Here is an 11,973-nt window from a genome sequence, read left to right as displayed (position 1 = left end):
CCCCTGAACAGATCGCCTGCGCGGCGCGCCCCGCCAGGACGCCGCTCTCATAGGCGGCCTCGATTCCCGCGCCGTAAATGGGGTCGGCGAGGTTGGCAGCGTCACCGGCCAGCATGATCCGTCCGCGCGCAATGTCGGTATGGGACGTGTAGATCGGAATGCCGTGGCCCATCCGGCGGATCACCCGCCACCCGCCGGGAAGGCGTCGTCCGAGATATCGGCCGAGTGCATCGTTGAGGTTCGTCTTTCCGCTCCACGAAACGACCCCGCACGACAGACGGTCTGCCTTGGGGAAAATCCAGCCATAGCCGTCATCCAGCTCGAACAGATCGATGGCAGGCATTTGCCCGAGCGCCGCGACATCTTCCGGATGTGCCACGACCTCAAGATCGATCGCGGGTCGCACGACATGCTCGCGGTTCAGCCCGGCAAGTCGTGCGATGCGACTAAACGCGCCGTCGGCAGCGATCAGGACGCGCCCCGATAGCGCGTTTCCGGTCCGGTCGATGATGCGAACACTGTCGTGCGCCACTGAAAGCGACGTGACGTCGAACTGCTCGATCAGGGTGATGGTGTCGGCACCCCGTTTTGCTGCGCGTTGCGCAAGTCGATGGTCAAAGGTCCCACGGTCTACGCCCAGCAAGTGCGCCGGCTGCGAGGCCAGCGCGTCCCCGCGATTGGAGAAGCGCAGCATCCGATATTCCGCATCGAACGGAATTGAAGAGCTGTCGCCGATCCTGTCCATCAACCGATACGGGAAAACTCCGCCACAGGCTTTGGGACGTGGCAGCCGAGCCTTATCGACCATTGCGACGCGGCACGTTCCCGCTTCGGCGAGGACCTGCGCGGCGGCGGTGCCCGCAGGTCCAGTGCCGACGATCAGGACTTCGAACTGAGGCACTGCTGGAGCCATTTCATTGCGGAACCGGTCCGGGCGACGCTATGCCCATCGTGCCGCAAGATAAAGGTCGCGCGATCGCGTGCTCGGCTCGGCGCTGCAGACCGGACGTGCTCACCGGGGACACATTCGGCATTTGCGCGTCCGCACGGGTGCTCAAGCGCTCAAAAGCGAACGACCTTACCCCCGCCCGATCAGTCGCATCGCGATCCGGTCGGCAACCACGCTCGCGGGGTCGCCGGTGCGGGCGCTTTCGTCCCAGACTTCGTTCAGGCGGTCGGGGATCCTGGCGATGCGCGCCTCCACTTCGGCGCGGTCACCCTGGCCAAGATATTCGAGGCCGACATTGATGATGCCGCCGGCGTTGATCACGTAATCGGGGGCGTAGAGGATGCCGCGCGCGTGGATGCGGGCGCCGTCGCCGGGCTTCGCCAGCTGGTTGTTCGCGCCGCCCGCAACGACCTTGCACTGGAGCGCGGCGATGCTGTCTTCGGTCAGGATCGCGCCGAGCGCGTTGGGGCTGAACACCTCTGCCGCGACAGTCGCGATTTCATCCGCTGCAACAATGTCCGCACCCAACTCGGCGGCGAGTGCCTTTGCCTTGTCGGCGTTGACATCGGCCAGCGTCAGCTTGGCACCATCGGCGGCAAGGCGGCGGGCGAGGCCGCCGCCGACGCTGCCCACGCCCTGGACCGCGACATGCACGCCGGCCATCGAGTCGGCGCCGAGCGCACGCTTCGCCGCCGCCTTGACGCCGAGATAGATGCCGAGCGCGGTGAACGGACCCGGATCGCCGCCCGCGCTGCCGCCCGCGACGGGCAGGCCAGAGACGTGGCGGGTGCGGGTCGCGATGACCTTCATCCGCTCTTCGGACATGCCGACATCCTCGGCGGTCACGTACCGCCCGCCGAGCGACTCGACTGCTTCACCGAAGGCGATGAGCTGTGCCTCGCTGATCGTCGCGCCGGGTTCGGGGGCCAGCACCACGCCCTTGCCGCCACCCAGCGGAAGGCTGGCCATGGCATTCTTGAAGCTCATACCCCGCGACAGCCGCAACGCATCCGTGATCGCGGCATTGCCATCGGCATAGTGCCAGAAGCGCACGCCGCCCGCCGCCGGGCCGAGATTGGTCGAGTGGACGGCAATCACCGCGCGCAGGCCGCTCGCAGGATCGGTGATGAGGTGAACCCCCTCATGCGCGTCGAAATCAGGCAGGTCCCACACGGCAGTCATGGCGCTTCCAGTCGGCTAACAATATTTCGAGGGCGCGTAATATTGTTCCGCGCGACGCAGCGCCAGTCCAAAATGCAGGCGATGGGAAAATGGGGCGATCGACGGGACTTGAACCCGCAACCCCCGGCATCACAAGCCGGTGCTCTAACCAATTGAACTACGATCGCCGTGGAGTGGCGCGCTTAGCCGCGTGCCCGATCAGCGTCAAGCACCTGTGCTCAAGCCATCAGCAGATGGGGGTGCGGCGCGGCTGTGACCGATCCGGCCCCCGCCGCCCGCGCGATGCGGATCGCAGTATCCACCGTAATCCGCCCCTCCCGCGCCAGCGCGCGCGCCGAGGCGGCCAGCGTCGGCGCGCGGACAAAGGCGTGCCGTGCGAGGATCGCGACATCGCCTCCTTCGGCGAGCAGCCTGCGCAGGCCCGGATCGACGACCACCGATTCGAACAGCATGACCGATCCCGAAAAGCCACGATGGTCGCAGGCCGAACACCCGTTGGCGCGATAGATGACCGTGCCGGGATCGACCCCGAGCAGTGCCGATTCGGACCCTTCGGCCTGGGCCGGGCGCCGGCAGGCGGGACAGAGGCGCGGTTCGGTGCGCGCGGCAATCGCCACCCGGAGCGCGAAGGCGAGCAGATGCCGCTCCACCCGCGCCGCGCGCAGCCGGGCAATCGCCGCCATCGCGTCGGCCGCTTCGACGCCCAGGACGATGCGAACGCCGCGCTGCGCATGATCGAATGCCGCCGCCAGCAGTCCGCGGTCGTCGCCCGGACGGAGCACGATCGCGTCGCAGTCCATCCGCGCGGCAGCGTCGAGATCGGCGCGGTCGGCGGCAACCTCGATTACGTGCCGCTCGCCCGGTGCATGCGCGGCGGCGGCCATGGCGCGCGTCATGGTCGCGGCATCCTCCGACGCGATCAGGATTACTCCGCCCGGCGCAAGCGTCTCACGCTCGATCGCGGCGCGCATTGAGCCAGGCATGCCCAGTTCGGCGAAGCCGCCTGCGCCCGAGTAGCGGTTGGCAAGATCGATGACGACGCGCTCGCCGCGGCGGGTGGCGTTGGGCAGCGCTTGCGCGGCGTCGAGCCATTCGGGGGTGGCGACCAGGCTGTGCACCGGGGCGAGGCCGGACACCGCGCGGACCAGAATACGCACCGCTCCGCCGTCACGCACCAGATGCACCGCGGGGATGCCGGCTGCGATCGCGGCCTCCAGAAGTTGGTCGAGAGTGTCGGCGTCGCCCATGTTGCTGCGCTATTGCGCAATTGTGACGGTTTGCCTTCGTTTCCGCGAATTTTTTAAGTCGATGTCAGGCTCTGGATACGCGCAAGGGCTTCTGGCAAATACGCCGGATGATCGCACCCTCCCCCGCTGCCGGCTTTCCGATCGAGCCTGTGATCGAGCGCCTGTCCGGCCGTCCGGGGGTTCAGCGGGTCCCGACGCCCAAGCTGACGCTGTTCATTCGCAAGGGCTTTCTCGATGCCGCGTTCTGCGCCGATCTGATGGCGATGATCGACCGGGACCGGCGTCCGTCGCTCGTCTCAGACTATAATGGCGACGCGGTGTTCCGCACGAGCGAGACGTGCGATCTGCCGGTGGCGAGCGATGCGTCGGTCCGGCTCGACGCGATGATCTGCGATTTCATCGGCCTCGACCCGGCGCATGGGGAGCCGCTGCAGGGACAACGCTATGCCGTGGGCCAGGAGTTCAAGGCGCATACCGACTATTTCGAGCCGACCGGCGTCGACTTCGAGAAATTCTGCGCGGTTTCGGGGCAGCGCACCTGGACGGTGATGATCTACCTCAACACCGTCGAGGCCGGCGGCGCGACACGGTTCAAGGCGATCGACAAGCTGGTCCAGCCCGAGCCGGGGAAGCTGCTGGCGTGGAGCAATTTGCGGCCCAATGGCACGCCCAATCCCTCAACCCTGCATCATGCGATGAAGGTGCGCGCGGGGACCAAATACGTCATCACCAAATGGTTTCGCGAACGCCCCTGGGGGTGAACGGAAAAGGGCCGCCCCGAGGGGACGGCCCTTGCCCCATTCGATTGGCGTCGTTCAGAACTTCGCGCTGATGCCCAGCGAGAATTTGCGACCGACATCATAGGTGTTGGTGTCGGCGCGAACCCCGTTCGCGAAGGTCTGATATTCCTGATAGCGCGTCTTGGTCAGGTTACGGGCTTCGAACTTGAGTTCGAACTCCGCGCCTGCCAGCTCGAAGCCCTGACGCGCGACCAGATCGACGGTCAGGCCCGGCTTTTCGACGATGTCGGGCAGGCGAACGCCCTCGACCACCGGGCCGCGATTGGTGACGCGCTCGCTCGCATAGTTAAGCAGCACGGTCATCTGAGAGAGCGAGGCGGTATCCTCGAACCCGATCTGGAAGTTGACCAGATGGTCCGACTGACCGACCAGCGGGCCGCCATTGTTGAACAGCAGCGAGGCTTGGACCGGTGCCGCACCCAGGATCGGGCTCGCCACCAGCTCGTTGCCGGCTTCAATCTCCGACTTGGTATAGGTGTAGTTCGCAACGAGCACGAGCCGCTTCGTATCGAAGAAGCCACCGCCGAGCGTGTCGAGGGCGATATGCTTCTGCGCCTCGATCTCGCCGCCCCACAGCTTGGCGCTGGGTGCGTTCGAGAAGCCGGTCTGCAGCGAGGTTGAGCCGCCTGCGACGAACGCCACCGCCTCAATCGGATTATCGATCTTCTTGAAGAAGCCAGCCGCCGTGATGCGCTGATCACGCGCGAAGAACCACTCGACGCGCGCTTCGGCGTTGTAGAGCTGCGAGTCGATCAGCAGCGGGTTGCCGAGGAACTGGCGGCTGCTCTCGAAATCCTGATACAGCTGCGGTGCCAGCTCGCGGAACTGCGGGCGGGCGATGGTCTTCGACCCATGGACGCGCAGCTGCATGTCCGGAGCGAAGTTCCACGTTACAGTAGCTGCGGGCAGCCAATAGTCGTTGTCGAGATTGGTCCCGGCGACGGCACCGGTCGGCAGCACCTTCTGCTCGGCGGTTTCATACCGCACGCCACCCGACACGCGCAGGCCGTCCAGCAGCTCGGCCTCGCCCTGCAGATAGCCCGCATGGACCTTCAGCGACGCGTCATAGGCCGCCGCACCGGTGCCCGTCGACTCGTTGCGCAGGGTGATGCCGTAGGTCTGGATGTTGTAGTCCGACAGCAGATAGTCCGGACGCTGCTGCGCCACCGTCTGGTTCACGCCGCCATTGTTCGGACCAATGAAGCGGAAGAAGTAGCGGTAGGACTGGCGTTCCGTATCCGTATAGGCATAGCCGGCCGACACGGTGAGCGGGCGGGCAGTGTTGAACTCGTAAGCGAGATCGACTGCACCGGTCCACAGATCCTCATTGAGGTCGCTGAACGCGATGGTCGCGCCGCTCGGGCTGTTCAACGTGTTGATGTAATCGTCGAACGCGTCGCTGTAGATATAGCGGAACGCCCGCTCATACGGCGCCTTGCGCTTGGTATTGGCATAGGCACCGCGCAGGTCGACATCGACCGCACCGAAATCGAGCTCGGCGACGACCTGGCTGGTGAACAGCTGCCGCTCGAACCAGTTGGTGTTCTGTGTGGCGAAGGTCGGGACGCCGAACGAACCCGGAATACCGAAGTTTTCCTCGTCGAATTGGCCGATGATCGCCTGCTTCAGCGTGTCGTGGATATAGACATTGGTGAAACGGATCAGATGCTCGCCGAACTCCAGGCCGACGCCGAACAGGCCGTTGACGATGACGCGGTTGTCGGTCGTCACCTGGTCGCCGTCGCTGGCAAGGCCGCCATCGGCGTCAACCGCCACCTGCTGCGTCTGCGCACGCGTACTCCAGCTGTTCGACAGGCCGCCGGCACCGATCACGCCGATGCGCAGGCCGCCGGTGTCGAAGGTCTTGGCGAAGCTGGTGCTGGCCGACCAGTTGGCCGGGATATGGTTGTTCTCGAACACGACCGTGGTCGGCGCGTTCGACAGCTGCATCAGCTGAGCGGCGTTGGTCACCGACGTGCCATTGGCACCGGCGGCGAGGATGAAGTTCGGCACACTGCGCTCGCCATCGTCATAGCCGAAGACGTCGTAGCTGCCGCCGTCATAGGTGTAACCGAGTTCGCTGGTGGTCGCGGTGTCGAAACCGATCGATCCGCCGATCTCGAAAAAGCCCTCACGCGGTGCGGCGCGAGTGGTGATGTTGATCGCACCGCCGCCGAATTCGCCGGGATAGTTGGGCGAATAGCTCTTCTGCACCAGTGCCGACCCGACGATGTTGGTCGGAAACAGGTCGAGCGGCACCACGCGGCGCAGCGGCTCGGGGCTGGGCAGCGGAAGGCCGTTGAGTAATGACGAGGAATAGCGGTCGCCAAGGCCGCGCACATAGACGAAGCCGTTGCCGACGACGCTGAGGCCGGTCACGCGGGTCAGCGCACCGGCGATGTCGCCTTCGCCCGACCGCGCAATGTCTGCGGCCGAGAGCACCGACACGACCTGCGGAGTGGTCTTGATGACATTGGGGATGTTGCGCCCGATAACGACGATTTCTTCGCTGCTATCGCCCGCACCCGGGGCGGAGATTTCGACCTCTTCCTCTTGGGCCTGCGGAGCGGCCTCGGCTTCCTGCGGCGCGGCTTCGGCGGTCGCATCCTGCGCAGCCTGGGCGAGCGCGTGCGGCGCAACAAGTTGCGAGGTCAGAAGCAGCAGACTTCCGAATGCGGTGCTCTTTTTCATCTTTGACGTCCGTTTTCAGAGGCTGGCGTTTGCAGAGGCTGACGCCTTCAAATGCCTGGTCCCGCCAAGGAAAACCGGAACCGGCGGCCCCTTTCCCGCCGGCTCCGGTAGTCGATCACGCGCCGATCAGGTGACCGGAACGGTGGTGCAGGCGCTGCCGGCCGCGCCGAAGTTCGCGCGGTTCGAGTTGCAGGTCCAGCCCTGGTACCAGGTGTCGGTCGGGCCGCTGACCGCGCCGATATAGCTGGTGGTGACCAGGAAGGACGAGCCGGTCGGGTTGAGCAGCGCCGCGTTGTAGGCGGTCACCGCGGTCGCGCCGGTGCCAGGCAGATAGCCCGAGGTCAGCGCGTTTGCGGCGGTGCCGTTCTTGACGTTGTTGGTGCCCGCGTCGACCACTGCTTCCTGCTCGGCGTTGGTCACGGTGAAGCCGTTGACCGCGGTTTCGGCGCTCAGGCCACCGGTGCAGGCGAAGTAGTTCGAACGGAACACCGGCGGGCCCTGCTCGTCCAGCGTCGCGTCGGCTGCGCGGATCGTCGACTTGTCGGCGGTGCCGGCAACGATGTTGAGGCACGGACGACCCGACACGATGATGCCGTTGACGAAGCTGAAGTCCGCACCGCCACGCAGACGCAGACCGGCGTTGGTCGCCGAGCTGGTGTGCACGAAGGTGAAGTTGGCGATGCGGCCATTCTGGCGCGGGGTCGCGTCTTCGCTGTTGTTGGAGTCGATCTCCATGACATAGTTGTCGCTGGTGGTGTTCGACGGCTTCTGGATCGCGATGGCGAATTGGATGAAGCCCTTCCAACCCACATCACTGTCGATGCTGTCGTCATCGGCGCCAGTCACGACCCAGTAACGGCCATTGTGCGTGCCGCCGAAGATTTCGATGCCGTCGTCCGAGCTGTTGTGGATCTGGATATATTCGATGCGCGTGCCGCTGCCGACGCCGCCGGTGGTGATGCCCTGAAGCTCGTTGTTCGGGCTGATCACGGTGCCCGAATAGCGGACCTGGACGTAGCGGAGCACGCCCGAATTGTCGCCCGGGGTCGCGCCGCCGTACAGCGCATTGCCGGTGCCTTCGACGACGTTCTCGCAGTTCACCGTACCGCCGGTCACGCCGGCGAGGTTGCAGTTCGAGATCGGCGCGCGGCCGGCGATGATGATGCCGCCCCACAGACCCTGCGATTCGTCGGTCACGCCGCCGGTCAGGTTCTGCTGCGCGGTGAAGATGATCGGCTGGGTCGCGGAGCCATCGGCGTTGATGGTCGAGCCGCGGTTGACGACCAGGAAGTCGTTATCCGAGTTGGTCGTGTTGGCATAGACGATCACGCCCGGCTGAATCGTCAGCGTCGCCGCAGTGCCGCCGGTGCCAGCACCGCCACGATCGACGCCGACATCGACGCGGCCGTTGATCTCATACGCCACGCCCGGGAGCTTCTGCAGCGTGACCGCGGTGGTGATGAGCGACGGGATGCGGCAGCCGCGGAAGCTGCCGACGACGCCGGCATCGGTGAAGCCCGACGGGCAGCTGGCGGCCGGGGTACCCGGCGTGGGGGTCGGCGACGGCGTCGGCGTCGGAGCCGGGGCAGGAGCCGGCGCCGGAACGACGATCACGCCTTCGCCGGGCGAAGCAACGCTGGATGCGCCGTCGCAAGCGGCGAGCGTGGCGCCCGCGACGCTGGTCATCAGGATGAGGCTGATACGCTTGAAGTCGGCCATGAAATTCTCCGTTCCGGTCGATCCCGGTTTGCAGGATGATGGGCGAGCGCCCTGGATCGACTCGGAACATTCCCCCTGCCGATCACGCTTGCCGCGCTAGGTTGCGTCCGTGACGCGGGGATGGGATTTGCGAGAAACTTCAGTGACTTTGCGGTGACAGATTTGTGAATCGCGTTACGAAGTTGTGACATTGAGGTGCGGACCAACGCGCCATGTCATTGATACAGCGCCGTTTATGCCGTCCTCTTGTCGGGCGAGTTCCGCCATCGCGATGCGCTCGGCCGCCGCGGGGTGCGCGATCCGTGACCAGTGTTGCTGCGCCGCCACACCGCGCCGATCCAAAACGCAAAAAGCCCGCCGGCAGCGCCGACGGGCTTTTGCAATGGTGGGCGCGGCTGGGATTGAACCAGCGACCCCTGCGGTGTGAACACAGTGCTCTACCACTGAGCTACGCGCCCGATACCGGATCGCCCCGAACGGGGCTGTCCAGCAACCCCGGACTGGTCCGGGGAGCGGAGCCTCTAAGGGGGCGGAGCCGACTTGTCCAGCCCCGCCCGACGTCTTTTAGTTGACCGCGTCCTTCAGGCCCTTGCCGGCCTTGAACTTCGGCTGCGACGACGCCTTGATCGTCATCGGCTCGCCGGTGCGCGGGTTGCGACCGGTCGACGCCTTGCGCTTCGAGACCGAGAAGGTGCCGAAGCCGACCAGACGAACCTCGTCGCCCTTTTTGAGCGCCGCGGTCACCGCGTCGAACACGGCCTCAACTGCCTTGCTGGCGTCACCCTTTCCGAGGCCGGCGGTATCTGCGACCGTGGCGATCAGTTCCTGTTTGTTCATGCCCGTTGAACCCCTGCTTCTTTTGATCAGCGTGTAATAAAACCGCTCGGCGTCGTAACGCCGGTGGGACAGGAAAACGAGTCCGCGCGCCCGTGTAAAGCGGAAAGCGGTATAAATACGGGGAAAGTGCGGAAAAAGAGCCTTTATCCGCACTCAACCATCAATGGCGCAGCCCATCCGGCGTCGTCGCGGGCGGTACAACCGCCAGCTCGTCCGCTTCGGTCCAGTCGATCGCAGTCAGCGCGCCGGTCAGCGCCAGCTTCAGCACCTCGTCGACATGCGCCACCGGAACGATCTTCAGCCCTTCGCGGATGTTCGGCGGAATTTCAGCCAGATCCTTCTCATTCTCCTGCGGGATCAGCACGGTGGTGATCCCGCCGCGCAGTGCCGCGAGCAGCTTTTCCTTGAGCCCGCCGATCGGCAGCACGCGCCCTCGCAGCGTGACCTCTCCGGTCATCGCCACGTCCTTGCGCACCGGAACGCCGGTCAGGGTCGAGACGATCGAAGTGACGAGGCCGATGCCCGCCGAAGGCCCGTCCTTGGGCACCGCGCCCTCGGGCAGATGGACGTGGATGTCCTTGCGGGCGAAGATGCTCGGCTTGATGCCATAGCTCGGGCTGCGCGCGCGGATGAAGCTGAACGCGGTTTCGACGCTCTCCTTCATCACGTCGCCGAGCTTGCCGGTCGTCTTGATCGCGCCCTTGCCGGGCACGGTCACGCTTTCGATCGTGAGCAGCTCGCCGCCCACCTCAGTCCAGGCGAGGCCGGTGACGGCACCGATCTGATGTTCTTCCTCACCGATGCCAAAGCGATATTTCCGCACCCCGGCGAATTCGTGGAGATTCTCGGGCGTCACCACGACGCTCTCGACCTTGCCCTCGAGGATGCGGCGCAGCGCCTTGCGTGCCAACTTGGCAATCTCGCGCTCCAGCGTGCGCACGCCGGCTTCGCGGGTGTAATAGCGGATCAGGTCGCGCAGGCCCGCCTCGGTCAGCTCGAACTCGCCGGCTTTCAGGCCATGCGCGTCGATCTGCTTGGCGATCAGATGGCCCTTGGCGATCTCCACCTTCTCATCCTCGGTATAGCCTTCGACCCGGATGATTTCCATGCGGTCGAGCAGCGGCTGGGGGAGATTCAGCGAGTTGGCCGTCGTCACGAACATGATATCAGACAGATCGACGTCGATCTCCAGATAGTGATCGTTGAACTTGCTGTTCTGTTCGGGGTCGAGCACCTCGAGCAGCGCCGAAGCAGGATCGCCGCGGAAATCCTGGCCGAGCTTGTCGATCTCATCGAGCAGGAACAGCGGGTTGCTGGTCCCGGCCTTTTTGAGGTTGGTGACGATCTTGCCCGGCAGCGAGCCGATATAGGTGCGGCGGTGGCCGCGAATCTCGGCTTCGTCGCGCACGCCGCCGAGCGACTGACGGATGAACTCGCGCCCGGTCGCCTTCGCGATCGACTTGCCGAGGCTGGTCTTGCCCACGCCCGGAGGGCCGACGAGGCACAGGATCGGCCCCTTGAGCTTGTTGGTCCGCGCCTGGACTGCGAGATATTCGATGATGCGGTCCTTGACCTTCTCCAGGCCATAGTGATCCGCGTCCAAGACCGCTTCGGCCTCGACCAGATCCTTTTTGAGCTTCGACTTCTTGCCCCAGGGAAGCCCCAGCAACACGTCGAGATAGTTGCGCACGACGGTCGCCTCGGCGCTCATCGGTGCCATGGTTTTGAGCTTTTTCAGCTCCGCCTGCGCCTTGCCGCGTGCTTCCTTGGACAGCTTGAGCGTGGCAATCTTCTGGGTCAGTTCGGCGATCTCATCGCCCTCGCCTTCCTCGCCCTCATTGCCCAGCTCGCGCTGGATCGCCTTGAGCTGTTCGTTGAGGTAATATTCGCGCTGGGTCTTCTCCATCTGGCGCTTCACGCGCGAGCGGATCTTCTTCTCGACCTGCAGCACGCCGAGTTCGCCCTCCATGAAGGCGAACACCATTTCGAGGCGCTTTTGCGGATCGGCTTCGACCAGCAGGCTCTGCTTGTCGGCGACCTTGACCGCGATATTGCCCGCAACCGCGTCGGCCAGGCGCGACGCTTCCTCGATTTCGCCGAGCTGGACGGCGGTTTCGGCGGGCAGCTTGCGGTTGAGCTTGGCGTAATTCTCGAACTGCTCGACGACGGAGCGCATCAGCGCCTGCGTTTCCTTTCCGGTCGCATCCATCTCCGCAACCGGGCTGACGGTGGCGGTAAGGTAACCGTCCTGCTCGGCCATCGTCTCGAGCTTGCCGCGCTGCTTGCCGGCGACCAGCACGCGCACGGTGCCGTCGGGCAGCTTGAGCAGCTGCATCACCTCGGCTGACACACCGATATCGTACAGGTCGTCGCGACCGGGATCGTCATTGGCGGGATCGAGCTGGGCGACGAGGAAAATTTCCTTGTCGGCGGCCATCGCGGCCTCAAGGGCGGCGACCGACTTGTCGCGCCCGACGAACAGCGGCACGATCATGTGCGGGAAGACGACGATGTCGCGCAGCGGCAGGACTGGATAGGAAGACTTCAT

8 protein-coding genes and 2 tRNA genes are annotated in these 11,973 nt (G+C 65.1%); 1 reads left to right on the top strand and 9 read right to left on the bottom strand.

The window, feature by feature from the left end; all coding sequences use genetic code 11:
* From AX681_RS12985 to AX681_RS12970, 4 genes are all read right to left on the bottom strand, one after another.
* On the bottom strand, positions 1 to 901 hold a 901-nt coding region (locus tag AX681_RS12985; RefSeq protein ID WP_197424290.1), incomplete at its 3' end, for a geranylgeranyl reductase family protein.
* Positions 902 to 1,078: 177 nt separating this feature from the next.
* Positions 1,079 to 2,131, bottom strand: a complete 1,053-nt coding sequence (locus tag AX681_RS12980) for a Leu/Phe/Val dehydrogenase (RefSeq protein WP_066655985.1) — start codon at positions 2,129 to 2,131, stop codon at positions 1,079 to 1,081.
* 90 nt (positions 2,132 to 2,221) lie between these two features.
* Positions 2,222 to 2,298: transfer RNA gene (locus tag AX681_RS12975), tRNA-His, on the bottom strand.
* Between the two features lie 51 nt (positions 2,299 to 2,349).
* Positions 2,350 to 3,378, bottom strand: a complete 1,029-nt coding sequence (locus AX681_RS12970) for an ATPase, T2SS/T4P/T4SS family (protein ID WP_066655988.1) — start codon at positions 3,376 to 3,378, stop codon at positions 2,350 to 2,352.
* 107 nt (positions 3,379 to 3,485) lie between these two features.
* On the opposite strand from AX681_RS12970, the gene AX681_RS12965 reads away from it, so the two are divergent.
* The gene (locus AX681_RS12965; protein WP_066655991.1) at positions 3,486 to 4,139 is read left to right on the top strand and encodes a prolyl hydroxylase family protein; all 654 of its coding nucleotides are present in this window, start codon (positions 3,486 to 3,488) and stop codon (positions 4,137 to 4,139) included.
* 54 nt (positions 4,140 to 4,193) lie between these two features.
* On the opposite strand, the gene AX681_RS12960 is transcribed toward AX681_RS12965, so the two are convergent.
* From AX681_RS12960 to lon, 5 genes are all read right to left on the bottom strand, one after another.
* Positions 4,194 to 6,869, bottom strand: coding sequence for a TonB-dependent receptor domain-containing protein (locus AX681_RS12960; RefSeq protein ID WP_066655994.1), 2,676 nt, complete (start codon positions 6,867 to 6,869; stop codon positions 4,194 to 4,196).
* A 126-nt stretch (positions 6,870 to 6,995) separates the two neighbouring features.
* On the bottom strand, positions 6,996 to 8,588 hold the full coding sequence (locus AX681_RS12955; RefSeq protein ID WP_066655997.1) for a hypothetical protein: 1,593 nt from the start codon (positions 8,586 to 8,588) through the stop codon (positions 6,996 to 6,998).
* Positions 8,589 to 8,971: 383 nt separating this feature from the next.
* Positions 8,972 to 9,046, bottom strand: a tRNA-Val gene (locus AX681_RS12950).
* Between the two features lie 106 nt (positions 9,047 to 9,152).
* The gene (locus tag AX681_RS12945; RefSeq protein WP_066656000.1) at positions 9,153 to 9,425 is read right to left on the bottom strand and encodes an HU family DNA-binding protein; all 273 of its coding nucleotides are present in this window, start codon (positions 9,423 to 9,425) and stop codon (positions 9,153 to 9,155) included.
* 160 nt (positions 9,426 to 9,585) lie between these two features.
* Entirely contained in the window at positions 9,586 to 11,973 is a 2,388-nt protein-coding gene (lon, locus tag AX681_RS12940; RefSeq protein ID WP_066656003.1) for an endopeptidase La, read from the bottom strand.

Origin of the sequence: Sphingomonas sp. CCH9-E2 (assembly GCF_001557215.1) — a bacterium.
GTDB lineage: Bacteria > Pseudomonadota > Alphaproteobacteria > Sphingomonadales > Sphingomonadaceae > Sphingomonas.
The sequence above is the reverse complement of the archived record's forward strand: the minus strand, read 5'-3'. Positions and strand labels throughout refer to the sequence as shown.